The organism is Pseudomonas sp. BIGb0558 (assembly GCF_024807515.1).
Classification (GTDB): domain Bacteria; phylum Pseudomonadota; class Gammaproteobacteria; order Pseudomonadales; family Pseudomonadaceae; genus Aquipseudomonas; species Aquipseudomonas yamanorum_A.
The window spans coordinates 571,656-595,331 of record NZ_JANUEW010000002.1 but is presented as its reverse complement, the minus strand read 5'-3'; the positions used below and the strand labels follow the sequence as shown (position 1 = coordinate 595,331).

Genomic DNA, 23,676 nt, shown 5'->3' with positions numbered 1-23,676 from the left:
TAAACATTCGGGCTGCGGGGTCGTTAAGCTTTTCCGCCGAATAACTTCCTGGAAGATTTGCCGATGTCCGTGATCGATAACCCTTATGCGCCGCCGCAAGCCGTGTTGAGCGAGCCGTCTGTCAGCCGCTCCGGGTTCTTTGTGGTAGCGCCTCGCAAGCTGGTGCTGATGGCGCTGCTGTCACAAGGTTTGTATGTTTTGTATTGGTCGTACAAACAATGGAGCGGCTATCGGCAGGAAACTGGTGCGAAAATCTGGCCGATGGTCCGGGCTTTTTTTCCGGTCTTTTTCTTCTATTCACTGGTGATGAAGGTTGAGAAAAAGCGCGAGCTCAGTGGTGCTTCGTATCGCTGGTGGCCGCGCAGCGTAGCCATCGGGCTGATCGTCTGTGGGTGCCTGCCGTTTGCTTACATAGGGTTCATTGCGCCGTTTACTGCCGTCAAGATCGGTATCTGCCTCTCGATCGTGCAGATAGCCCTGGCCGCGCAGTTACAGCGTGCGGTGAATCAGGTAGAGAGCGATCCCGAGGGAGAAGCGAACAAGCGCCTGACCTGGGCCAATGGCACCTGGATCGTGATCGGGCTGTGTTTGTACACGATCGGGATCATGTCAGCATTGCGGGTGCCGTTGGTGCCCTGATTTTAAGGCTGCGACAACATGAAGGTACTGTCGTCCTCACCTGGGAAGTCAGCAAGGCTATGGCTTGCGATCGCGCAGAGCTGACTTTCAACCGATAGCTCGGCCCAGAAACCGTCCGTAGCCAGGACCCACCGGGTGCCCGGGTCTGCTTGCAACGATTGGATATGCGGTTCATGGGGCCTGCGATAGCTCATGCAGTTCCACAGTGTTTTACGTGCCGGGCTGCTGGCGATGAGGGCGTGGCCAAGATCGCTTTTCCAATTGGGGCCGCAGTGAGGCGGACTTAACCAGGTTACGGCGTGGTTTGCTTCCAGTCGTCCCAGGCAGCAGTCGCCCGCATGAATGGAGATGGCTGTGTTGCCATGAACCAGGAGTGCGAGATAGCTGGTGGCGGCGAAGGGGTAGCTTGAGCAAAGCGTTGAACTCACTTCATTGAGTGAGGTGAGCGTCAGGTCTAGGGTCCTGTCAGGGCAGGCAAGATCAGGGGAGGCGATGCTGGAAAAGGATGTCAGCAAATGTTGAATCAGTGCCTGCGCCAACGCCCCACTGCCGGGCTTTGAGGCCCCGTCTGCTATCACGTAGAGAAAGACACCGCTGTTGTGTGCCGAGCCTGTGACATCCCTGTTTTCTGATCTGTGGGTGCCTTGGCGGGTTACGCTCAGATGCAGGTTCAAGTGGGCGCCCCGAATGCGATCATTGCGTTGAGGCGATCATGAATCAGCGTCTCGCGATCAGGGGTCTGGGCAGTACTTTGAATCACGTCCTGAAATGCCCTGAGCCGCAGCAGTTCAGAGAGTTGTTCGCTGACGAATTTTTGTAGCGCGTTTGGCGCCTGCTTCATTTCCCCGCTCAACTCCTCGCGCCCATCCACCAGCGCGATGATGTCTTCAATGTCGTTGGACATCAGCACATCGCCGTTTCCTCGCCCCTGATACGCCTGCAGTTTCGCGGCAAGAAACCACGGCGCCGCGAAGACCTTGATTCGAATGCCGTTGGGTAAAGGGTGATAGGTGGCGTTTTCCAGTCCTCCGACAAACCAGGTATTTGAAAACCCCAGTACCCTTTCATCCGTAGGCATGAAATCGACTTTCAGGGCGCCCAGGCGCAAACGGCAGGTGACAGCGTCTTGCCCGGTGTTCCTGAACCCCTTGGGCTTGAGATGTTCTTCAAGCCGACCAGTCAGCGGTACTGGTCAGGTGAATGACCAGATCGACGTCGTCGGTGCCACGAATGGATTCTTGAGTGTATTCATCGGTGATGAGCAGGACAGTGGTACATCCACCGACGAAAGCCACCTGTTCGCGCAGTTCTTCTCCCAGTGCTTCGGCAACCTCTTCCAGCATGTGCAGCATCATGGCTCTGTTTGAATTCACAGGATCCACTCCCTCAGCATGGCGTCGGCCACTTTGGTTTCTCGTGGGCCACCGATGCGAATGGCATCGACCAGGGCGAGGAAGTGGTAGAGGAGTTCGTCTTTTTTCACGGCTCCCGGTACGGTTTTAAACAAGGGAATTATTTCCTGTCCTTTGCTTTTTCCGTAAGCATCAGGCCAAACGGGTATCAGGTCTCCACCGCTCATGAGCTTACCTGCCATTACAGGGGCTGCGAAGGCGGTTGGGATGCCACGCACGATGGGTCCAGGCTTGGCGGGGAATACGTAGCGAATTCCGTATTTAATCAAGTCTAGAAGCGCATCTTTCCGAACGGATGGTTGTCCGCTTGATCGGTCAGTATGAATGAGGCCGATATCGCGACAGCGGTTCAGGGCGTTGGAAACCTCACTTTTGCTGAGTGCAAGTGAAGCGGACAGGGCTCGGACAGAGTAACTATCAATATTGGGCGCGATCGATTCGTTATCGATATCCTCCCACCCTTCCCAGTTTTTGGTGTGGGACAGGGCTATTTTCTCCACATTCCCAGTTAGGCGTAGATCAAGAAAACGGTCGAGATAAGTTTGGGACTCACTTGATACGAGACTCATTGCATCCTCAATATCAAGTATTACAGTGAACTCGCGCTTTTTAACCCGATCGTTCTGAGCCTGGAGGTCCAAGCTGATTAGTTTGAAGAGGATTACGATGTCTTGACTTTTCATGCTGATTCAAGCTCAAGTGTCCACTGTCCATGGACCGTGGACACTTTTTTGCATGGAGTCTTAGCGCATGTCAAGCGTCACGTCGGATTCTGCAAAAACACCACGTACCCCCGAAACCACTCATTCCCCTTCAAATACCCCGGCTCCTCCCACTCTCCACCCTGAATCAACCCAATCTTGAACGGCACCCCCAACCGGTTCATCCGTGGCAGATACGCCGCGTAATCCGGAATGCTGCGGCGGCCCTGATAGGTTTGCACCACCACCTCATCAATCACGCCTTTGAGTTGTGCGATGGCTGCAGGATCTGCATTGCTGCTCCAGTCCATCAGCCCGGTGATGCTCAGGCGCAAGTCCTTGGGCAGGCGCTGGCGCAGGTCGCGCAGGAAGTCGGCGTATTCGTTGAGGTATTGCGTGCGGGCGTCGAAGTCGATCTGGATACCCACCACCGGGTTGCCCGCGTCCCGCCAGCGTTGCACCTGGCCGAGCATCTGGCGGTAGACCGACTCTGGCCAGTGCAGGGTGTGGGCGCGGTACACCACCCAGATTTCGCCTTGGGTGATGCGCGGCACGCTCATGCCCTGGGCGATGAACTGCACGCCACGCGCGGGCGCGCGGCGGGTGGAGTTGATCTGGCCCTGGAGGATGTACAGGGTTTTCGCCTGCTTGAGCACCGGCTGCGGGGCGACGCCGCTCCACAGCCAGAACGCATCATGGTCGCGGGCGTCCACCGCGCCGAAGGCCGGGCTCGTCAGCAGCAGCAGGGCCAGCCAGAAACGCTTCACGGCTTACCAGTAGTACTGCAGCGACTTGCCCCACTGGGTATCGGCAAACCCGGTTTTCAACTGGCGGAACCAGCCTTTGCGCACGGCCTTGTCGACGTCTTCGCCGCCACAACTGTTGTAGCCCGAAGGCCCGTAGCAGTTGATCGCGCGAAACAGCGCGTAGGCCTTGTCGTTATGCGGTGCCTTGGGGTTTTTGATGACGAGCTTGTAGCCTTCGAGCCGCGAGAAGGTTTCACCTTTGAAGGGTGAGGCGGTGCTGCCCAGGCTGCCGGCGGAGCGCGCTTGTTCCAGAGGCATGCCGTCCAGGCCGTTGCGCAGCACGAATTCACCCAGGCAGTTCAGACCCTGGGGGTTTTTCGGCTCGGCCTGCAAGGTGCTGGCGATTTGCGCGATGCTCGGGCAGGTGTAGCCGGACTCGGCCTTGTCGCCATTCCAACGGAACAGTTTCAGCGACTGGCCGCCGCTGTAGACGTAGCCCAGGCTGGTGCCGAGCTTGTCGTCGGGAAGCGAGGCGGGCAGTTGCTTGAGGTCCTCGGCAAAGGTCTCGAACTGGCCGCGCAGCAGGTCTTTATAGAGCAGCACGAATTGCGCGGTCTGACGTTCCACCGGGTCGTCGGCATTGGCAAGCTGCTGGCGCAGCAACTCGGGGCCGGCAACATTGCGCAGCAGGATGTAACGCACCTGCTTGGCGCTGATTGGCGAATCGGCGGCGAACACCTTGGCCAACTGCCCGCTGCGTTCATAGTTCATCGCCAGTGCCAGCTCAAGCTGATCCCGTTGCAACGGTTGCTTGGCCAACGGCAGCAGTTGCAGCCACAACGCTTCGGCGGTTTTCCAGTCTTCCTTGGCTTCCAGCGCCAGGCCGCGCAGGGTCTGTTGGCTGAAGGCGAAGTAATCGAGATTCGACGGCACGTCTTGCGGCAACAGCTTCAAGGCGCGGTCGGGTTGGTGCTCGACGTACAGCGCAAACGCCGCCTGTACGTAGGCATATAGCGCCGGCTCCTGAGTGAATATCGACTTCTGCCCGTCAAGCGCTTCGCGAGTGAGCTTCGGCGGCTCGCCGGCGCGCATCCACATCAGGTCGTTGATGGCCAGGATCAACGGGTTGCCCACCGGTGCCGTGGTACTGGTCAGCAGCTTGGTGTCGGCTTCCTGCACCAGTTCATCCAGCGAAACGTTGCGCTGGGCATCGGTGGCCTGGGTCAGTTGCCAGGCAAAGTCGTTCGCCAGTTTGTCGGGGTTGGGCGCGAGCCAGTGCACCCGGCGCAGCAGGCCACGAGCGGAGGCGGTGTATTCGCCCTGTGGATAAGTTTTCAGGTAGTCGTCAAAACCACTCTCGGCCCGCTGCAGGGCGGACTTATCCACATGCTCAAGGGACGGCGTGCCGTATTCGTCGAAGGCATTTTGCTGAGCGTCGTTCAGCGCGGTGCGGGCGGTCATGTACAGCGCTGTTTCCTTGAGCCAGGGCAGCGAACTGCTCGTCAGCCCGGCAAAACCTGTTTGCGCATCGCTGAAGCGACCGCTGTAAAAGTCCCCGGCGGCTTTCAGGTAGGCCAGCAATGCCTGGCCGTCTGCCGATTTAATCAGGTCGGCCTCGCCTGCCGCTACGCCGTCCGAGGAACAGCTGCCGAGCATCTGCAAGCGCAGTTTTGCCAGCAACTGGCGCTCGGCCTGCGGTACATCGGCCTTCACCACCTGGCTGATAAACGCGGCGGCGCTGTCATCGGCGTTGCTGCGGCAGCGACTGCCCTCGCCGGAAAGGAAAGCTTCACCAGCGGTCTTGTAGTCATCGCGCTTGATGCCCAGCGGGCTGAGCAGTTCGTCCAGTTCGGCGGTGCGAGAGTCGTCTGGCTTGTTGTCGGGCTCATCCGCCGCGGGCGTGAGCCGATACACCGGGAATGGCACCGGGCCAAAGCCTTCGGAAAAGTCCTGCTCGCCTAGGGCATTCGGCGCCAGCGGCATGACGTTCTTGTCTGCCAGCAACAGGCGCAGGTTGACTCGGCTGTCATTGCCCGGGCTCAGGAACGGCAGGTTGCTGCACACTTCCAGGCTGTTACGCGACACCCGCCAATCCGGGTAGCAGGAGTCATCGCCACTGGCGTGGGCCTGGAGGGGAAGGGTGGCGAGCAATGTCAGTGCCAGGGGTGACAGAAGACCGATACGCATGAAGTGTCCTTGATCCTGAATCCATGGAAGGTGGCAATCATAGCGTGAACCCACCAAAGCGTCGGAGAAGCCCTGCGCAAAATTCAGATTTGTCCGATTAGCGGATCGCTGTTCAAATGCGCGCAAAACAGCAGGCGAATCGAGGCCTTTTGACCTAGAGTGGCGGGTGTTCGCGCAAGCGTAGTTCAGTAGTAGGTGAGGAAGTAGAGGTGCGACGCTCTGTGGCGGAACAAGACAACAAGGCCGGGGCATTTCCCGTGCTCAATCCTGGCCTGTGGGAGAACGCCGGCTGGCTCGCGCGATTGTGGTGGGTACCGCTTTTGGCGTTGGCCGTGGCCGTGCGCTTCTACGGTTTGACCGCCTCCGCGATCTGGGGCGATGAAGGTTCAAGCCTGCTGCTTGCCGAGTATTCCCTGGAAGACCTGTGGTTTCACGCCGCCCATGACGTTCACCCGCCGCTGTATTTCGTCATGCTGCGGGGCTGGATCGAGGTGTTTGGCGACAGTATTTTCTCCCTGCGCAGCATGAGTGCGATCCCTGGTGTCGCCGCCGTGGGCCTGGGCATCTGGCTGACGCGGCTGATCGCGACCCGCCGCGCGGCGGTGCTGGCGGGGATTCTGCTGGCGTTGCTGCCCACGGCGGTGCGCTATAGCCAGGAAGTGCGAATGTACTCGCTGCTGGGTGTGTGGCTGCTGGCTGCCACCCTGGCCTTGGTGTACTGGGTCCGCCAGCCTGAGCGCAAGCGGTACCTGGTGGCCTATGCATTGTTGATGACAGCCGCCTTCTATACCCACTACTTCACTGCGTTGTGCGTGCTGGTGCACTGGTCATGGCTGGTGTTGCTGCGCATGCCACGGGCCGGCGGCCTGCGGCTTGTCACGCGTCCGGGCTGGTGGTTGGCCAACGTTGCGATTGTGCTGCTGTACCTGCCCTGGCTGCCGAATTTGCTGGGCCTGGTGCAGCACACCGAAGAGCTCAAGGTGGGCGGTGATATTGGCTGGGAAGACCCTGTCGATCTGTATTCCTTACCTTCGATGGTGTGGCAGTTCCTTATCCAGGACCCGGGCGATCACCTGTGGCGGCCACTGTTTGTGGTGTTTCCGTTATTGCTGATAGCGCTGGTGGGCGTAACCGCCTGGCGCGATCAAAGCCGCTATCGGTTCGGCTGGCTGCTGGCGCTTTTTTTCATGCTGCCGGTACTGCTGGTATATGGGGTTTCGTTTGTTTCCCCGGTGTTTATCGAGCGTTATCTCACCGCCTATGCGCTGAGCTTGCCGATCATCGTGGCGTTGGCAGTCGATCGTCTGTCGTCGCGCCTGCCGCTTGCCGGGGCGGCACTTCTCGTGCTGTTTGTCGGGGTCGAGGTGGTGGGCGTGAAGACCAACACCGCTGTCGGTGAGCATGATCAATTCAACACCATGGTGGAGTTCGTCAACCGCAACTATCAGGAAGATGACCGCATCGTCATCAGCGACATGCTGTGGTACCTGCCTTACGTCTATTACGACGAGACCGACGCCCAGTTGCAGCTCTTCACACCGCCCACCGCCGCCGGCAAATCGACCCGGCCGAACGCCTACGGGTTCGGCACCCTGGTGGACCAGGACGGCGGGCGCATCTACCTGGATCGCTTGTCGGCGTTGCCCGCCGAAATCCAGCGCGTCTGGCTGATCAGCGGCGCTGAGCCGCCGGATGATTTTGCGCCGTTGCCGGCAGGCTGGCGCCAGCTCAGCCAGCAGGATGGCGGTGGCGCACGGGCCCGGCTGTTCGTGTTGTGTAACGTGCCGGCGGGTGTGCATCGCGAGGGTTGTGATTAATCCGCCAGACACCTGAGGTTTATGTTCGCCTGGGGGGATAGACTCAGGTGAACCTTCTCTTCAGGAACACACCATGGAATCCCCAGTCCACAGCTTGCCATCCTTGTTCAAACAGCTCGGTTTGCCGGATGACCCGGTGAGTATCGAGCGGTTTATCGCGGTTCATTCCCCACTCAAACCCGAACTGCATCTGGCGGATGCGTTTTTCTGGACGCCTGGCCAGCGGGCGTTTTTGCGTGAAGAGATATTGGAGGATGCGGATTGGGCGGAGGTGGTGGATGAGTTGAATTTGCGGTTGAGAGAGGGGCGCGACGTGTAAAAAAAATTTTGTGAAATGGCCATAATGTAAAAATAAATGGTGAGAGGTAAAAAAAACTGAGCTTTAATCGCTCCAGTTAATTTTTTCTGGGGACACCCACCATGCCCATCGTTGGTTACGCTTACTTATGTGAGGCGTTGAGCCTTAAGGTCATCGCTCCCAAACGCGTCGCCATGATCAAGCCGGTGACCCGCATCACCCTGATTGGTGATTGCCTGGCGGTCCCGCAAGCGGTGGCACCCGGAAAGGATTCATTATTCGAACACGTGCTGTTCGCCCTCAAGCATGAAGGCATCAACCTGCCTGTTTTGGCGCAGGCATTTGAGCGGTTCGGGCCTGAGCCTTTGCTGGCTGAACTCGCCAAGTCACCCAATGGTGTGTTCATTCGCAAAGCCTGCTTCCTGTGGGAGGGGCTCACCGGACGCTCGCTGGATTACACAACGCCGGTCCGTGGAAGTGTTGTTTTCCTGTTCGATCCAAAGCGCTATGTAACCGGTCCCAGTACCCGCAACAGCCGCTGGCGAGTCGATTTCAACGGCCTGGGCTCGTTGCACTACTGCGCCACCGTAGAGCGCACTCCCGAGATAGAGACGTTACTGGCGCTGGATGTATTGGGTCGAGCCAAAGCCTTTATGGCCACCCTTCCACCGGAAATGATGGACCGCGCGATCCAATGGGCCTATCTGCATGAAACCCGCGACTCGTTTGCCATTGAAAAAGAACAACCCAGCGAAGAAAAGTCCCGCCGCTTCGTTCAACTGCTGCGCCAGGCCCACGAAGGCCGGCTGCTTACTGAGGATTACCTGGTAGAGCTGCAAAACAGCACCGTCTCCAATCCCTTCGACAAGGCTGTTGCCTTTCGCCACGAGCAGAATCACTTGCACAACGGCCTACGGGGCGCCGCCGGCGTCAGCTATGTGCCACCTCCTCCGGATGTGTGCCAGGAGCTGATGGAAGAGTTGATGGCCTTTGCCAACCAGCCAGTGCGTGACGTAGAACCATTGGTCGCCGCGGCGGTGACCGCCTTCGGCTTTGTGTTCCTGCACCCGTTTATGGACGGCAATGGACGCTTGTCGCGTTTCCTGGTCCATCAGACGCTTTGCCATTACGGTGCTTTGGACAACGGACTGCTGCTGCCGGTATCGGTCGCGATGAAGCACGAAGAACAAGCCTACCTGCAAGCTCTCAAGGCATTCTCACAGCCCTCTCGGGAATTCTGGAATGTCACTTGGCTGGATGGAGACCAAATGGCTTTTGACTTCATTGGCCATCCGTCGATTTACCGCTATTGGGATGCCACTCGCTGTGTTGAGTTCACCCTGCGCATGGCCCTCCGGGCGCTTGAAATCGAACTGCGCGAGGAAACCGAATTCCTGGACCGTTACGATCGCGTGGTTAAAGCCGTGAACGAGCGCTACGACGTGCGCGGCAGTGATCTGTCGAAGCTGGTGATGATGTGCCTGGATAACGAGGGCAAGGTTTCCAGGCACCGGCGCAAGCAGTTCCAGTACAGCATCCCAGAGGAGGTGTTTGAGTTTATTGAGGAGGAGGTCGAAAGGGTGACGGCATAGGGGCGCGTGGAGCGGTACAAAAAAATCGAGTGTCACCCGGACATTTCCGGCGCATGAACTAGGGTAAAGAGCAGCAGTGCCACGTGCCACACCGCTTTGCCACCCATCCCAAAATTTGTATCAAAACTTGACGGTCTTGGATCCATCGACCATATTGATAGTTAGCAAACTAACTGTATGCGAATAATCCAGTGTCCCAGACCCTCGAACAACTCCAGATGAACATCAGCAGCAGCATGGTGGTAGGTGCCAGGACCTGGCGCAAAATCTGCCAGACCACGCTTGTGAGCTATGGCATCTCCGAAGCCTGCGCCGTGCCGCTGCTGATGATCGGCCGCCTCGGCGACGGTGTGCATCAGGTCAAGGTAGCCCAGGCCGCCGGGATGGAAAGCCCGTCCCTGGTGCGCCTGTTGGACCAGCTGTGCAGTTCCGGCTACGTATGCCGCACCGAAGATATCCACGACCGCCGCGCCAAGGCCTTGAGCCTCACCGAGCGTGGCCGCGAGCTGGTGCAGGCGGTGGAAGAACAACTGGTGCGCCTGCGCCGCGAAGTGCTGGCGACGATCGACCCCGATGACCTGGAAGCGGCCCTGCGTGTACTGCGGGCCTTCGAAGGCGCCAATCAACATCCCATGGTTGTGAGTTCTTGAACGGATTTTTTACCGGCATGCCGCCGGCCAGGGATTGGTTCTATGGCGTCAGGACATTCGCCGCTTCAATGATCGCTTTGTACATCGCCATGCTGATGCAGATGCCGCGTCCGTATTGGGCGATGGCCACGGTGTATATCGTTTCCAGCCCGTTTGTCGGCCCTACCAGCTCCAAGGCGCTGTACCGGGCGGTCGGTACCTTTATGGGTGCGGCCGCGGCGGTGTTTTTTGTGCCGATGTTTGTGCAGACGCCTTACGTGTTGGTGGTGGTGATCGCGCTGTGGACCGGGATTCTGCTGTTCCTGTCCCTGCACCTGCGCACCGCCAACAGCTATGCGCTGATGCTGGCCGGCTACACCTTGCCGCTGATCGCCCTGCCGGTGGTGGATAACCCGCTGGCGGTGTGGGACGTGGCAGAAGCGCGTACCGAAGAAATCTTCCTCGGCATCGCCGTGGCGGCAGTGGTGGGGGCAATGTTCTGGCCACGACGCCTGGCGCCGGTGTTTGATGATTCGGTGAGCAAGTGGTTTGCCGACGCGCAGGTCTACAGCCAACGCTTCCTCAGCCGCAACGTGCAACCCGAAGAAATCAGCACCTTGCGCGGTGGCATGGTTGCCACCTTCAACACCCTGGAATTGATGATCGGCCAGTTGCCCCACGAGGGCTCGCGGCCGCAGACGGTGCGCAATACCAAAGAGCTGCGCGGGCGCATGATCCACCTGCTGCCGGTGATCGACGCCCTCGACGACGCCGTGTACGCCCTGGAACATCGCGCCCCGGAGTTGCTCGACCGCTTCACGCCGCTGCTGAGCGCCGCCACCGAGTGGCTCGACAGCACGCAAAAGGACGCACCCCTCGAACGCTGGCGTGCCCTGCGGGACCAGATCGAAGCCCTGCAGCCCGACGCCGAAGCCCTGGATGATCGCCACCAGTTGCTGTTCTCCAACGCCCTGTTCCGCCTGGGCGAGTGGGTGGATTTGTGGCAAGACTGCCGCAGCCTGCAAGCCGCCATCCAGTGCGAAAGTCAGGACAACTGGCGCGCGGTGTACCGCCACTGGCGGTTGGGCCGGCTGACGCCATTCCTCGACCGTGGCCTGATGTTCTATTCGGCATTTTCCACCGTCACCGCGATCATCGTCGCCTCGGTGCTGTGGATCCTGCTGGGCTGGACCGACGGTGGCAGCGCGGTGATCCTGGCGGCGGTGGCGTGCAGCTTCTTCGCCTCCATGGATGACCCGGCGCCGCAGATCTACCGGTTCTTTTTCTGGACCGCGATGTCGGTGCTGTTCGCCAGCCTCTACCTGTTTCTGGTGCTGCCCAACCTGCACGATTTCCCGATGCTGGTGCTGGCGTTTGCGGTGCCCTTTATCTGCATCGGCACGCTCACGGTACAGCCGCGTTTCTACTTGGGCATGCTGCTGACGCTGGTCAACACCTCGTCGTTCATCAGCATCCAGGGCGCCTACGACGCGGACTTCCTGGCCTTCGCCAACTCCAACCTGGCCGGCCCGGTGGGCTTGCTGTTCGCCTTCGTCTGGACCCTGATCGCCCGGCCATTCGGCGCCGAGCTGGCGGCCAAGCGCCTGACCCGTTTCAGCTGGCGCGACATCGTCACCCTCACCGAGCCTGCGACCCTGGCCGAACACCGCAAGATGGGTGTGCAAATGCTCGACCGCCTGATGCAACACCTGCCGCGCCTGGCCATGACCGGCCAGGACACCGGCATCGCCCTGCGCGAAGTGCGCGTGGCGCTGAACCTGCTGGACTTGCTGGCCTACTCGCCACGCATCCTCGGGGTGCCGCGGGTGCTGCTCAACCAGGTGGTGGAAGGCGTCGGCGGTTACTTCAAGGCCTGCCTGAAAGCCGGTGAACGTCTGCCGGCCCCCAGCGGTCTGCTGATGACCCTCGACCGTACCCGCCGCGCCCTCAACGGCCAGGGCCTGCAAGGCGAGGACGAAACCCGCCTGCACTTGCTGCACGCCCTCAGCGGCTTGCGCCTGGCGCTGCTGCCGGGCGTGGAATTTCTTGGCGGCACAGAGATGGAAGCGCCGTTACCCGATGGAGCGCCTTTATGATCGGTGATCTGGATATCAGCGGGGTGTTCCTGCCCACGCTGCTGGTGCTGATGGGCATTACGTATGTGTTGTACCTGGTGGTGCACGGGCTGTTGACCCGCGTCCACTTCTATCGCCTGGTCTGGCACCGGGCATTGTTCAATGTGGGTCTCTACGCTCTGTTGCTGGGCGCAGTGGATTCACTCAGTCGATACCTGATGACATGAAAAAACCTTTTTTGACCATCGGCCGTGTAGTCCTGACGTTACTGGTGGTGACCTTCGCCTGCGTCGTGGTGTGGCGCATGGTGATGTACTACATGTTCGCGCCGTGGACCCGTGACGGCCACATCCGTGCCGACATCGTGCAGATCGCCCCGGACGTATCCGGGCTGATCCAGCAAGTGGACGTGCGCGACAACCAGTTGGTGGTGCGCGGCCAGGTGCTGTTCTCCGTCGACCAGGACCGCTTCAAGCTGGCGCTGCGCCAGGCCCAGGCCGCCGTGGCCGACCGCCAGGAAACCCTGGCCCAGGCCGTGCGCGAGAACAAGCGTAACCGTGGCCTCGGCAACCTGGTGGCCAGCGAGCAACTGGAAGAGAGCCAGTCCCGCGTGGCCCGTGCCCAATCGGCCCTGGCAGAAGCGCAAGTGACTGTGGACGCCGCTCAACTCAACCTCGACCGCTCGGTGATCCGCAGCCCCGTGGACGGCTACGTCAACGACCGGGCGCCGCGTGCCCAGGAGTTCGTGACGGCCGGGCGCCCGGTGTTGTCGGTGGTGGACAGCAACTCGTTCCACATCGACGGTTATTTCGAAGAGACCAAGCTCGACGGTATCCATGTCGGAATGAGCGTCGACATCCGCGTGATCGGCGACAACGCCCGCCTGCGCGGGCATGTGCAGAGCATCGTCGCCGGCATTGAAGACCGCGACCGCAGCAGCGGCTCCAACCTGCTGCCCAACGTCAACCCGGCGTTCAGCTGGGTGCGCCTGGCCCAGCGGATTCCGGTGCGTATCGCATTTGACGACGTGCCGGCAGACTTCCGCATGATTGCCGGGCGCACCGCCACGGTATCGATCATCGGCGACAAACCCCAGTCGGAGACCAAGCCATGAAACGGCTTTTAGCAACCGCCGGGCTGGGGTTGTTGCTGTCGGCCTGCCAGGTGGTGGGGCCCGATTACAAACTGCCGGACAAGGCGGCCTTGAACCGTGGTGACCTCCAGGGCCAGTTGGCCGGTGAGGGCAACAACGTGGTGTCGGCGCCGGTGCCGGCGGATTGGTGGAAGCTCTATCAAGACCCGCGCCTGGACAAGTTGGTGGAGCAGGCCATGGCCTCCAACACCGACCTGCGGGTGGCCGCGGCCAACTTGCAGCGCTCGCGCTATCAGGTGCAGCAAGCCGAATCGGCCGGGGGCTGGAGTGTCGGCGCCAAGGCTGAGGCCCAGCGCCTGCAAGAGTCCGGCGAAGCCTATTTGCTGACGGAAAAAGTCCCGGTGGCCAATATCGGCGCCGCGAGCATCAGTACCTCCTACCAGTTTGATTTGTTCGGCACCTTGCAGCGTGGCATTGAAAGCTCCCAGGCCACTGCCGATGCGGCCCAGGCGGCCGCCGATATTGCCCGCATCACCCTGGTGGCGGACGTGGTGCGCTCCTACACCCAGGTGTGTGCGGCCAACGAAGAGCTGGCGATCGCCAACGAGTCCCTCGACCTGCAAGCCCAGAGCACCCACCTCACCCAACGCCTGCGAGACGCCGGGCGCGGTGATGAAACCCAGGTCACCCGTTCGCAAACCCAATACAAATCCCTGCGCGCTGAAATGCCGCGCTATGAAGCGCTGCGCCAGGCCGGGCTGTTCCGCCTGTCGATGTTGCTGGCCAAACCGCTGGATCAACTGCCAGCCGGCACCGCCCAGTGCGCCGAGCTGCCGCATATCGCTCAACTGTTGCCGGTAGGCGATGGCGCGACGCTGCTCAAGCGCCGCCCTGACGTGCGCCAGGCCGAACGCCAACTGGCGGCGGCCACCGCGCGTATCGGCGTGGCCACCGGCGCGCTGTACCCGGATATCAGCATCGGCGCCACCGTGGGCACCGTCGGCATCCTGGATGACCTCGGCACCCCGGCCACCAACCGTTGGGGCTTTGGCCCGCTGATCAGCTGGACGCTGCCGACCAACGGCGCCCGGGCGCGCATCCACGAGGCCGAAGCCGCGACCCAGGGCGCCCTGGCGCACTTCGACGGCGTGGTGCTCAACGCCATTCGCGAAACCCAGACGGGCCTGGCGCAATACACCGCGCAACTGCAACGCCGCGATGCACTGGCCGATGCCGGCGCGTCGGCCAAAGAGGCGGCGGAGCAGACGCACCGGTTCTTCCAGGCAGGCCGCGCGTCGTTCCTGGCCGACCTGCAAGCCACCCGCACCTACACCGATGTGCGCGCGCAACTGGCTGCGGCGAACACCCAGGTTGCCATGAGCCAGATCGATTTGTTCCTGGCCCTGGGCGGCGGCTGGGAAAGTGGACGAACGCAAGCCACACAAGCCAGCAAACCCTGAGCTGATTGCTATGCTTTGACAGGCGGCCTCCCGTGCTTTTTATAAGTGGGGCAGCCGCTTGTCACTGCTCGCGTTTGCTCATGGGGATTCCAATAATGAAAAACCCTTATGCTCCCGCTTTCTGGTGCGTGTTCTTCGCACTGGTGTTGCTATCGGCGACTTACTTCTACGGCATCATGCTGGCCCATCAAATCGACAAGGCCATGGTGTTCCTCGACAGCGCCAGCGCGCTGATCGCGGTGTTGTCCATCGGCGTGGTGGCCTGGGCTTCTTACCAGGGCCAACGCATCAAGCGAAGACTTCTTGAACAAGGCAAGACTCGCGTGGCCATCTGGGACACCAAGGTCGCCCTGCGCCGGGTCGAGACCGTGTTCGACCGCTACTTCTGGGGCAGCTACTGGCAACCGGGGCGCACATTCCAGGAAGTCATGGGCGAACTGACCGGCACGCCCCTGGAAAAAAGCCTCGAAGCCCTGAAAAAACAATGCGTGATGCTCGATCGGCAAACGGCCGACGGACGGCATTGGCTGAATAACGCGCGGGAATTATCCGACGTGGCCACCGCGATGGCGCGGGAGCGTTACCAGCTGGATTTTTATGACCCCAAGTCGGATACGCCGGGCAATGCGGTGATTCATCGTGAGTTTGAAGTGCTGGTGTATACGTGGACGGCGCGGCTGAAGAGTTTTGACCATCAGCTCGATGAGATCGAGACTGAGTATTCCTGAGCGCTGTGGTGGCTTTACTGGCGCCATCGCAGGCAAGCCAGCTCCCACATGTGGAATGCGATCGAATGTGGGAGCTGGCTTGCCTGCGATGGCGATTTAATATTCGCCACGGTAGTCCCCTGTCAGTGAAAAACTGGGCTCTGCACCTCACCCAGTGCTAATCTTCCCCGGATTTCGGCGGGCTTGAGCCGACACCCTACGGGGTTCAGGGAAGACAGCCCACTTCACAGGATTTGATCAGGTCACTACATGAATAAGCCAGCAGTCGTTCTCTTGGGTATCGTCGTCGCCATTGGTGCAATCAGCGCAGGCGGTGCCTGGTACACCGGCAAGCAACTGGAGCCGGTGCTGCAAACCGCTATCCAGGACGCCAACAAGGAGCTGCAGACCTCCATGGCCGGGGTCGACGGCACCGTGACCCTCGAACTGGTCTCCCTCGACCGCCAGCTGTTCAGCAGTACCGCCCACTATCGCCTCAAGGCCCAGGGCGCGGTGTTCGGCGAAAACCACCAGGACACCGAACTGCTGTTCGTCGACCATATCGAACACGGCCCGCTGCCGTTCTCGCGCCTGGTGTCGCTGAAGTGGCTGCCGGTCATGGCCACCAGTCACTACGAACTCGAGAAAAACCCCACCACCGAAAAATGGTTCGCCGCCAGCAAGGACGTATCGCCCCTCAAAGGCGTGGCCAACATTGGCTATGACCGCTCGGTGACCGGCAACATTGAACTGCTGCCCCTGGAACTCAAGGACGACAAGTCGGCCGTGAGCTTCTCCGGCGCCAACCTGGACTTCGACTCCACTGCCGAAGGCAAGAAGGTCAAGGCCAGCGGCTACATGGACAGCCTCAAGGTCTCGGTCGTCGATGCCAACAACGCCAAGCTGGATGCCGAGCTCAGCGGCCTGACCATCGCCAGCAACCTGGAAAAAACCACCTTCGGTTTCTACACCGGGCAGAACACTGTCGAGCTGACCAACACCAAGGTCACCTTCGGCCCGCAGCAAGCGGTGCTGACCCTCAAGAACTTTGAGCAGAAAGACAGCAGCGAAACCAAGGACAACAACCTGGCCGGCCGTGTCGACTACAAGATCGACGAGATCGGTTACCAGGGCAAGCCAGTGGGTTCGGCCGCCATGGCGGTCAGCATGAAGAACGTCGATATCCCGTCGATGCTGGTCCTGACCAAGCTCTACCAGGAAAAAGTCCAACCAGCCCAGGCCGCTGCGGCTGCCGGCAAGCCGGTGCCTGAGTTGCAACTGACCGAAGCCGAGCAGGCCCTGGCCCAGGCCAACGTCGACCAACTGCTGGCTGCCAAGCCGCAAGTGGCGGTAGAAAACCTGTCGCTGAAAACCACCAATGGCGAGAGCCGCTTCAACCTGGTGCTGGACCTGGCCAAGCCGTCGAGCATGGACTTGCCGCCGGTTGAACTGGGCAAGCAAATCGTTGCGCTGCTGGACGCCAACCTGAGCCTGTCCAAGCCGATGATCCAGGACGTTGCCGGCCTGCAGGCGCAGATCGGTGGTTTGACCGATCCGAAAGCCATCGAGCAGCAATCCCAGGCGGCCAGCGAGATGATCAGCGGCATGGCCGTGGGCACTCAACTGGCGACCCTGGTGGGCACCGATATCGTGTCCAAGCTGCACTACGCCAACAATGAAGTGACCTTCAACGGCCAGAAAATGACCGTCGAGCAATTCATTGGTTTTGTGCTGGGCAAGTTCGGCGCGGTCAGCGGCGCTCAATAAGACTCGGCTTAAAGTGATGTAGGCCAATTCTGAACAATTGTTCTGAATTGGCCTTTTTTGTACCCCTCTCAAGGATATTGCGCCCCAGGAAAGCTTGGCCGCGTCATCAGATGTCGGCCGCCTGGTGTGTCGTGCAGGTGAATTTATCGCTACAGCTTTCCCAGGTGAGGAAGCTGACGACATGTCGCGTAATGTTCATCCCTTTATCCGCTTGGCGCTTTGCAGCCAACTGCTGTGGCCCGTCGTGGCCTCGGCCGATGCGGCCTATGATTCGCTGATCAACCAGGCCCGCAGCGGCAACTACGGTCCGGCCCTCAACCTGCTGCGCCAACTGCCTGCCGAGCGCCAGACGCCGGGGCAGGTCAGTGATCATTTGCTGATCGCCAGCTGGGCGCGCCAGGACGCCGAAGTGCTGACGGTCTACGAGGCCCAGGGCCGCAATCGCAGCCTCACTACCCAAGCGCTGGCCACCGTCGCCCGCACCTATCGCAACCAGCAGCGCTGGGAACCGGCGATTGCCGTGTATCGCCAGGCGCTGCAACGCGAACCGAATAACCCCGACCTGCAACTGGGCCTGGCCCTGACGCAGGCGGACGCCGGCCAGACCGCCGAAGCCGTGCAGCGCACCCGTGCCCTGGTGGCCGCCAAGCCCGACGACGCCGATCGCCGCATGGCCCTGGGCTACGCGCTGACCCGCGCCGGTTCCACCTATGACGCGCTGTTCGAATTCGACCAGGCGTTCATCCGCGCCGGCAACAAACCGGAAGTCGCCCGGGAATACATCATCGCCCTGCAGCGCGCACGCCTGCCGGAGCCGGCGTTGCGCCTGGCTGCCAAGCGCCCGGGCCTGCTGGACCCGGTCACCCAGCGCCGCCTCGAAGGCGACCTGGCCGCCGAACGCGTGCGCCTGGCCGAGTTCGCCACCCGCAGTGAGAAAGAGCGCTACGTGATTGCCGACCGCGCCCTCAAGGATTACGACCAACTGCTCGCCACCTGGACGCCGGATGCCAGTGCCCATGACGACGTGGTGCGCTGGCGCATCGACCGTCTGGGCGCGCTGAAAGCCCGGGCGCGCACCGCCGACGTAGTGCGCGATTACGAAGTGCTGAAGGGCGAAGGCGTGCAACTGCCGACCTACGCATTGCGTTGGGTCGCCGCCGCCTACCTCGACCAGCGCCAGCCGGAAAAGGCGGCGCCGCTGTATCGCCAGGCCCTGGCGGCGAGCGATGCAGACGCCGGCGATCACGTCGAAGACAGCACCGCGTTGTTCTACGCCTTGCTGGAAAACGATCAGGTCGTAGAGGCTCGCGAAGTCGCCGACAACCTGGCAAGTACCCAGAAACCCCGGGTCGAACTCAAGGGCCTGCCCATCGGCAACCCCAACGATGCCTGGATGGACGCCCAACAATTGGCCGCCCAGGCCGGCACCTATGGCGCCGACCTGCCCGCCAGCGAAAAAGGCCTGGAAGCCCTGGTGCAACAGGCTCCCGGCAATATCGGCCTGCGCCTGGCCCAGGCCGACATGTACCGCGCCCGCGACTGGCCACGGCGCGCCGAAAATACTCTCAAGGAAACCGAAGCCCAGGCCCCGCGTGACATCGGCCTGGAAGTTTCCCAGGGCCACACCGCCCTGGATTTGCAGGAGTGGCGCCAACTCGACGCACTTACCGACGACGTCGTCGACCGTGCCCCGGACAACCGCCAGGTGCAACGCCTCAGCCGCCTGCGGGATGTGCACGACATGGCCGAACTGCGCGTCGAGGCCTACACCGGCAAAAGCAACGGTGGCGGCGATAACGGCGCGGGCGCGGTGTCTGGCAGCCGCGACTTCGGCATCGAGACCTTGCTCTACAGCCCGCCCATCGATGAAGACTGGCGGGTGTTCGGCGGTGTCGGTTACGCCACTGCCGATTTCGAAGAAGGCACCGGCCAGCACCGCTGGCAGCGCCTCGGCGTAGAGCGGCGCACCCGCGACATGACCCTGGAGGCTGAGGTGTCCAACCACTCCTACGGCTTTGGCTCCAAGCAGGGCGCGCGGGTCGCGATTGCCCGGGACATCAATGACCAATGGCAGTACGGCGGTAGCCTCGACTACCTCTCCGCCAGCACCCCGTTGCGGGCGCTGAACGCCGACATCACCGCCAACGGCGGCAGCGGTTTTATCCGCTGGCGCGCCAACGAAAGCCGCGAATGGAAACTGGCCCTCAGCCCGTCCCATTTCAGCGACGGCAACAACCGCCTCGAAGCGCTGCTCACCGGCCGCCAAGGCGTGTACAGCTCGCCCGGCGTGCAAGTTGACCTTGGCCTGGAAGTCGGCACCAGCCGCAACACCAAGGAAGACACGCCGTATTTCAACCCGCGCTCGGACTTCAGCGTGCTGCCCACGGCCACCGTCAACCACGTGCTCTACCACCGCTACGAAACCCAGTGGAGCCAGCAGTTCCAGGTGGGTGCGGGCACCTACAGCCAGCGCGATTACGGCACCGGCGGCGTTGCATTGGTGGGCTACGGCCAGCGTTTTCGCTGGAACGACGTGCTCGAAACCGGCGCCAACCTCAGCTGGATCAGCCGACCTTATGACGGTGAGCGCGAAAGCGACCTGCGCCTGATCGTCGACCTCACGTACCGCTTCTAGAAGAGTCCGATCATGCCTGTCTTGTCCCGTTGCCTGTTGGCCCTGGGGTTAATGCTGAGCAGCGCTTGCGCCCAGCAACCCGCGCCTTTCACTCCACCCGCCGAGCGGCTCAAGCCTGCCAGCGAAGCGGCGTGGCCGAAGAACCATTTTCTCGGTATCGCTTACCACGACATCGAGGACCGCGACCCCGATCAAGCGGTGGTGGCGGTACGCACTGAACGCTTGATCGAGCAGTTGGCGTGGTTGCGGGAAAACGGCTACCAGCCGGTCACCGTCGACCAGATCCTGGCGGCCCGCAGCGGTGGCCCGGAGCTGCCGGCCAAGGCGATCATGCTCAGTTTCGACGACGGCTACGCGAGCTTCTATACCCGTGTGATGCCGATCCTGCGCAGCTACAACTGGCACGCGCTGCTGGCGCCGGTGGGCGCATGGGTGGATACGCCGCTGAACCAGCCGGTGGATTTCGCCGGCACACCACGGCCCCGCTCCGACTTCCTGACCTGGCAGCAGGTGCGGGAAATCGCCCAGTCCGGCCTGGTGGAAATCGCCGCGCACACCGACGCCAATCACAAGGGCGTGCTGGCCAACCCCCAGGGCAACCTGCAACCGGCTGCCACCACCCGACGCTTTGATCCAAAGACCAACCGCTACGAAACCGAAGCCCAGTTCCAGGCGCGGATGCGCACCGACGTCACGGCGATTTCCAACAAGATCCGCGCCGTCACTGGCAAGGCGCCGCGTGTGTGGGTGTGGCCTTACGGCGCTGCCGATGGCACCTCGCTGGCGGTGGTGGGCGAGCAGGGCTACCAGATGGCCCTGACCCTGGAAGACGGCCTCGACAGCCTCGGCAACCTGATGAGCAGCCCGCGGTTCCTGGTGGCCTCCGACCCGGACGGCGAGCATTACGCCAATGCCATCGTCGCGACCCAGACCGAAGCGCCGCTGCGGGTGCTGCATGTGGACCTGGACAACGTCTACGACCCGGACCCGGAACAACAGGTGCGCAACCTCGACAAGCTGATCCAGCGCGTGGTCGACATGGGCGCCAGCACCGTGTTCCTGCAAGCCTTCGCCGACCCCAAGGGCGATGGCCTGGTGCATTCGCTGTACTTCCCCAACCGTCACCTGCCGGTGCGCGCCGACTTGTTCAACCGCGTCACCTGGCAACTGCGCACCCGGGCCCATGTGAATGTGTTTGCCTGGATGCCGGTGCTCAGTTTCGCCCTGGATGCCAAGCTGCCCCGCGTCACCCGCTGGGACCCGGAAACCGGCAAGGTTGCCATCGACCCCGACCAGTACCAGCGCCTGTCGCCGTTTGACCCGAAGGTGCGGCAGATCATCGGTGAGATCTACGAAGACCTGGCCCGCACCAGTGCCATCGACGGCGTGCTGTTCCACGACGACGCGGTGCTGTCGGACTTTGAAGACGCCAGCCCGCTGGCGCTCAAGGCCTACGCCGCCAACGGCCTGCCCGACAGCATCGAAGCCCTGCGCGCCGACCCTACGGTGATGCAGCGCTGGACCCGGTTCAAGAGCCGCTACCTGATCGACTTCACTCACGAACTGACCGCCAAGGTGCGCACGCTGCGCGGCCCGCAAGTGCAGACCGCACGCAATATCTTCGCCGAGCCGATGCTCAACCCCGGCAGCGAAGCCTGGTTCGCGCAGAACCTCGACGACTTCCTCACCAGCTACGACTGGACCGCCCCGATGGCCATGCCGCTGATGGAAGGCCAGGACCTCAAGGGCTCCAACGCCTGGCTGGAAAAACTCGTGGCCACCGTCAAGGCCCGCCCCGGTGCACTGCAACGCACGGTGTTCGAGTTGCAAGCCAAGGACTGGCGGACCCCGGCCGCCCCGGACCTGTCCGGTGCGCAAATGGCCGAGTGGATGGGCGTGCTCAAGCGCCAGGGCGTGACCAGTTTTGGCTACTACCCCGACAACTTCCTGGAGAATTCGCCGGATCTGAAAACCGTGCGTCCGGCCCTTTCCAACCAGTGGAATCCTTGACTCATGTTCGACAGAATCCTCGCGCTTATTGTCTTGTCGTTGGTATTGGGTGTGCCCCTGGGCCTGATCTTTCTGGTCACCGGGCAGTTCCTGATGGACTTCGTGTTCTTCTATCCGCTGTTCATGTCCGGGCTGTGGATCGCCGGCGGCTTGTACTTCTGGCTGCACTGGGAGCGCCATTGGCCGTGGGCTGACGACACCCCGGCGCCGGTGTTGGCCGGCGAGCCGCTGATCTCGATCCTGATCCCTTGCTACAACGAAGGCGACAACGCCGCCGAGACCATCGGCGCTGCGCTGGCCCAGCAGTACCGCAACATCGAAGTGATCGCGATCAACGACGGCTCCAGCGACAACACCGCCGCCGTGCTCGACGCGTTGGCATTGAAAGAGCCGCGCCTGCGGGTGCTGCACCTGGCGCAGAACCAGGGCAAGGCCGTGGCCCTGCGCATGGGCGCGGTGGCGGCGCGCAGTGAATATCTGGTGTGCATCGACGGCGATGCGTTGCTCTCACCGAACACCGCCGCGTACCTGGTGGCACCGATGCTCGACAACCCTCGCTTGGGGGCTGTCACCGGCAACCCACGGATCCGCACGCGTTCGACCTTGATCGGCCGGGTGCAGGTGGGCGAGTTCTCTTCGATCATCGGTTTGATCAAGCGCACCCAGCGGGTATTCGGGCGGATCTTCACCGTCTCGGGCGTGGTGGTGGCGTTTCGGCGGGCGGCCCTGGACCGGGTCGACTACTGGAGCACCGACATGATCACCGAAGACATCGACGTGAGCTGGAAGCTGCAACTGGACCACTGGAGCATCTTCTACGAGCCCCGCGCGCTGTGCTGGATCCTGATGCCGGAAACCCTCGGCGGCCTGTGGAAGCAGCGCCTGCGCTGGGCCCAGGGCGGCGCCGAAGTGCTGTTCAAGAATATCCGGGGCATCTGGCAGTGGCGCCATCGCTACCTGTGGCCGCTGTTGTTCGAATACTGCCTGTCCACCGGCTGGGCCTTCACCTTTTTGCTCTCGGTGATTTTCTGGGCGGTGGGCAAAGTCGTGACGCTGCCCGCCGCCATTGCCGTCGACTCGCTGATGCCGCCGGCCTTCACCGGCCTGCTGCTGGCGGTGGTGTGCCTGGTGCAGTTCGCGGTGAGCATCATGATCGACCGGCGCTATGAAAAGGGCCTGTGGAAAACCCTGTTCTGGACCGTCTGGTACCCGCTGGTGTTCTGGCTGGTGAGCCTGTTCACCACCCTGGTCAGCTTCCCTAAAGTGCTGTTCCGCCAACACCAGAAACGCGCGCGCTGGGTCAGCCCGGATCGCGGTATCAAAGCCCCCACCAAGGAACTGCAACCATGAACCTGATTCGTACCCAACAACGCCCGGTGATGTGGGCGATCGACGTGTTCCTGACCCTGCTGGCCTGGGCCGGCCTGATCATCCTGCTGGTGCGTGGGCTGGTGCCGATGCTCGACAGCCATGGCGGCCCCCGGGTCGAAGCGCCGATTTTTGCAGCGCTGGATACCTTGCAGATTTACCTGTGGATCGCGGTGTTCAACGCCGTGGTGCTGATCGGTTGGGCACGTTACCAGCAGCGGCGCGGCAAGCGTTTTGCCCAGCGGCGTTCGGCAGCCAAGGCGTTGAGCGACCAGCGCCTGAGTGAAAGTTTCAGCCTGGGCGAAGGCGACCTGGAGCAACTGCGCCGCCCGGGTGTGCTGGTGATTCATAACGACCACGAAGGCGGTGTGCAGGAAGTGACCGCGCACGTGTCGCGGCATGTGGAGCGGCCGGGATTGAAGTTGGTAGCGGAACAGGAGCGGATCAAGGAAGCCTCAGGCCGATAAATGGGATCCAATTCACAAAATCAGTGCGAACTTTTCTCGTCTTTTGGCTACTAATCAGTCTTGATACAACTTG

Annotated in this window: 21 protein-coding genes; 15 read left to right on the top strand and 6 right to left on the bottom strand. The window is 61.6% G+C overall.

The features are described from left to right. Positions 1-63: 63 nt before the first annotated feature. The gene (locus M2400_RS05975; protein WP_259195130.1) at positions 64-639 is read left to right on the top strand and encodes a hypothetical protein; all 576 of its coding nucleotides are present in this window, start codon (positions 64-66) and stop codon (positions 637-639) included. A gap of 2 nt (positions 640-641) precedes the next feature. Here M2400_RS05975 and M2400_RS05970 read toward each other — a convergent pair whose 3' ends face one another. The 6 genes from M2400_RS05970 to M2400_RS05945 all read right to left on the bottom strand — a co-directional run bounded on the left by M2400_RS05970 (position 642) and on the right by M2400_RS05945 (position 5,685). After that, positions 642-1,313, bottom strand: a complete 672-nt coding sequence (locus M2400_RS05970) for a protein phosphatase 2C domain-containing protein (RefSeq protein WP_177042399.1) — start codon at positions 1,311-1,313, stop codon at positions 642-644. Beyond that, positions 1,310-1,717, bottom strand: coding sequence for a hypothetical protein (locus M2400_RS05965; RefSeq protein ID WP_256352175.1), 408 nt, complete (start codon positions 1,715-1,717; stop codon positions 1,310-1,312). Before M2400_RS05965 ends, M2400_RS05970 begins: the two co-directional genes overlap by 4 nt. Positions 1,718-1,805: 88 nt before the next feature. Then, on the bottom strand, positions 1,806-2,012 hold the full coding sequence (locus M2400_RS05960; protein ID WP_256352174.1) for a hypothetical protein: 207 nt from the start codon (positions 2,010-2,012) through the stop codon (positions 1,806-1,808). Beyond that, positions 2,009-2,734 carry a hypothetical protein gene (locus tag M2400_RS05955; protein ID WP_259195134.1) on the bottom strand — a complete coding sequence of 242 codons (726 nt, stop codon included), beginning with the start codon at positions 2,732-2,734 and terminating at the stop codon, positions 2,009-2,011. The genes M2400_RS05960 and M2400_RS05955 overlap by 4 nt, the downstream gene beginning before the upstream one ends. 77 nt (positions 2,735-2,811) lie before the next feature. Continuing rightward, positions 2,812-3,519 (bottom strand): DUF3142 domain-containing protein, encoded by a 708-nt coding sequence (locus tag M2400_RS05950; RefSeq protein ID WP_177042395.1) that lies wholly within the window; start codon positions 3,517-3,519, stop codon positions 2,812-2,814. Between the two features lie 3 nt (positions 3,520-3,522). Further along, positions 3,523-5,685, bottom strand: coding sequence for an outer membrane assembly lipoprotein YfiO (locus M2400_RS05945; protein ID WP_259195135.1), 2,163 nt, complete (start codon positions 5,683-5,685; stop codon positions 3,523-3,525). A gap of 209 nt (positions 5,686-5,894) precedes the next feature. Between M2400_RS05945 and M2400_RS05940 the strand changes: the two genes are divergently transcribed. From M2400_RS05940 to pgaD, 14 genes are all read left to right on the top strand, one after another. Further along, positions 5,895-7,502 carry a glycosyltransferase family 39 protein gene (locus tag M2400_RS05940; RefSeq protein ID WP_405046148.1) on the top strand — a complete coding sequence of 536 codons (1,608 nt, stop codon included), beginning with the start codon at positions 5,895-5,897 and terminating at the stop codon, positions 7,500-7,502. 73 nt (positions 7,503-7,575) lie between these two features. Continuing rightward, positions 7,576-7,821, top strand: a complete 246-nt coding sequence (locus M2400_RS05935) for a DUF2789 domain-containing protein (protein ID WP_177042391.1) — start codon at positions 7,576-7,578, stop codon at positions 7,819-7,821. Positions 7,822-7,922: 101 nt separating this feature from the next. Then, positions 7,923-9,392 (top strand): Fic family protein, encoded by a 1,470-nt coding sequence (locus M2400_RS05930; RefSeq protein WP_259195136.1) that lies wholly within the window; start codon positions 7,923-7,925, stop codon positions 9,390-9,392. A 218-nt stretch (positions 9,393-9,610) separates the two neighbouring features. Then, positions 9,611-10,042 carry a MarR family winged helix-turn-helix transcriptional regulator gene (locus M2400_RS05925; RefSeq protein ID WP_010168758.1) on the top strand — a complete coding sequence of 144 codons (432 nt, stop codon included), beginning with the start codon at positions 9,611-9,613 and terminating at the stop codon, positions 10,040-10,042. Further along, on the top strand, positions 10,039-12,117 hold the full coding sequence (locus tag M2400_RS05920) for an FUSC family protein (RefSeq protein ID WP_259195137.1): 2,079 nt from the start codon (positions 10,039-10,041) through the stop codon (positions 12,115-12,117). The genes M2400_RS05925 and M2400_RS05920 overlap by 4 nt, the downstream gene beginning before the upstream one ends. Then, positions 12,114-12,323, top strand: coding sequence for a DUF1656 domain-containing protein (locus M2400_RS05915; RefSeq protein ID WP_003218193.1), 210 nt, complete (start codon positions 12,114-12,116; stop codon positions 12,321-12,323). The genes M2400_RS05920 and M2400_RS05915 overlap by 4 nt, the downstream gene beginning before the upstream one ends. Continuing rightward, on the top strand, positions 12,320-13,210 hold the full coding sequence (locus tag M2400_RS05910) for an efflux RND transporter periplasmic adaptor subunit (protein WP_177042386.1): 891 nt from the start codon (positions 12,320-12,322) through the stop codon (positions 13,208-13,210). The genes M2400_RS05915 and M2400_RS05910 overlap by 4 nt, the downstream gene beginning before the upstream one ends. Beyond that, complete coding sequence (locus M2400_RS05905; protein ID WP_177042384.1) at positions 13,207-14,649, top strand: efflux transporter outer membrane subunit; 1,443 nt, start codon at positions 13,207-13,209, stop codon at positions 14,647-14,649. Before M2400_RS05910 ends, M2400_RS05905 begins: the two co-directional genes overlap by 4 nt. 95 nt (positions 14,650-14,744) lie before the next feature. Then, positions 14,745-15,377: an NADH:ubiquinone oxidoreductase subunit N gene (locus M2400_RS05900; RefSeq protein ID WP_177042382.1), complete on the top strand. Its 633-nt coding sequence runs from the start codon at positions 14,745-14,747 to the stop codon at positions 15,375-15,377. Positions 15,378-15,626: 249 nt separating this feature from the next. Then, positions 15,627-17,123, top strand: coding sequence for a YdgA family protein (locus tag M2400_RS05895; RefSeq protein ID WP_177042380.1), 1,497 nt, complete (start codon positions 15,627-15,629; stop codon positions 17,121-17,123). 181 nt (positions 17,124-17,304) lie between these two features. Further along, positions 17,305-19,758 carry a poly-beta-1,6 N-acetyl-D-glucosamine export porin PgaA gene (gene pgaA / locus M2400_RS05890; RefSeq protein WP_259195141.1) on the top strand — a complete coding sequence of 818 codons (2,454 nt, stop codon included), beginning with the start codon at positions 17,305-17,307 and terminating at the stop codon, positions 19,756-19,758. 12 nt (positions 19,759-19,770) lie between these two features. Further along, the gene (gene pgaB, locus M2400_RS05885; protein WP_259195142.1) at positions 19,771-21,768 is read left to right on the top strand and encodes a poly-beta-1,6-N-acetyl-D-glucosamine N-deacetylase PgaB; all 1,998 of its coding nucleotides are present in this window, start codon (positions 19,771-19,773) and stop codon (positions 21,766-21,768) included. A gap of 3 nt (positions 21,769-21,771) precedes the next feature. Next, positions 21,772-23,118, top strand: coding sequence for a poly-beta-1,6-N-acetyl-D-glucosamine synthase (gene pgaC, locus M2400_RS05880; RefSeq protein ID WP_177042374.1), 1,347 nt, complete (start codon positions 21,772-21,774; stop codon positions 23,116-23,118). Further along, positions 23,115-23,603, top strand: coding sequence for a poly-beta-1,6-N-acetyl-D-glucosamine biosynthesis protein PgaD (gene pgaD, locus M2400_RS05875; protein WP_259195143.1), 489 nt, complete (start codon positions 23,115-23,117; stop codon positions 23,601-23,603). Before pgaC ends, pgaD begins: the two co-directional genes overlap by 4 nt. Positions 23,604-23,676: the final 73 nt, after the last annotated feature.

Bases quoted from the DNA above. Each gene is read 5' to 3' on its own strand.
- M2400_RS05895 (WP_177042380.1), top strand. From the start codon at position 15,627: ATGAATAAGCCAGCAGTCGTTCTCTTGGGTATCGTCGTCGCCATTGGT.
- pgaB (WP_259195142.1), top strand. From the start codon at position 19,771: ATGCCTGTCTTGTCCCGTTGCCTGTTGGCCCTGGGGTTAATGCTGAGC.
- pgaA (WP_259195141.1), top strand. From the start codon at position 17,305: ATGTCGCGTAATGTTCATCCCTTTATCCGCTTGGCGCTTTGCAGCCAA.
- pgaD (WP_259195143.1), top strand. From the start codon at position 23,115: ATGAACCTGATTCGTACCCAACAACGCCCGGTGATGTGGGCGATCGAC.
- M2400_RS05910 (WP_177042386.1), top strand. From the start codon at position 12,320: ATGAAAAAACCTTTTTTGACCATCGGCCGTGTAGTCCTGACGTTACTG.
- M2400_RS05945 (WP_259195135.1), bottom strand. From the start codon at position 5,685: ATGCGTATCGGTCTTCTGTCACCCCTGGCACTGACATTGCTCGCCACC.
- M2400_RS05935 (WP_177042391.1), top strand. From the start codon at position 7,576: ATGGAATCCCCAGTCCACAGCTTGCCATCCTTGTTCAAACAGCTCGGT.
- M2400_RS05955 (WP_259195134.1), bottom strand. From the start codon at position 2,734: ATGAAAAGTCAAGACATCGTAATCCTCTTCAAACTAATCAGCTTGGAC.
- pgaC (WP_177042374.1), top strand. From the start codon at position 21,772: ATGTTCGACAGAATCCTCGCGCTTATTGTCTTGTCGTTGGTATTGGGT.
- M2400_RS05975 (WP_259195130.1), top strand. From the start codon at position 64: ATGTCCGTGATCGATAACCCTTATGCGCCGCCGCAAGCCGTGTTGAGC.
- M2400_RS05915 (WP_003218193.1), top strand. From the start codon at position 12,114: ATGATCGGTGATCTGGATATCAGCGGGGTGTTCCTGCCCACGCTGCTG.
- M2400_RS05905 (WP_177042384.1), top strand. From the start codon at position 13,207: ATGAAACGGCTTTTAGCAACCGCCGGGCTGGGGTTGTTGCTGTCGGCC.
- M2400_RS05930 (WP_259195136.1), top strand. From the start codon at position 7,923: ATGCCCATCGTTGGTTACGCTTACTTATGTGAGGCGTTGAGCCTTAAG.
- M2400_RS05965 (WP_256352175.1), bottom strand. From the start codon at position 1,717: ATGCCTACGGATGAAAGGGTACTGGGGTTTTCAAATACCTGGTTTGTC.
- M2400_RS05900 (WP_177042382.1), top strand. From the start codon at position 14,745: ATGAAAAACCCTTATGCTCCCGCTTTCTGGTGCGTGTTCTTCGCACTG.
- M2400_RS05925 (WP_010168758.1), top strand. From the start codon at position 9,611: ATGAACATCAGCAGCAGCATGGTGGTAGGTGCCAGGACCTGGCGCAAA.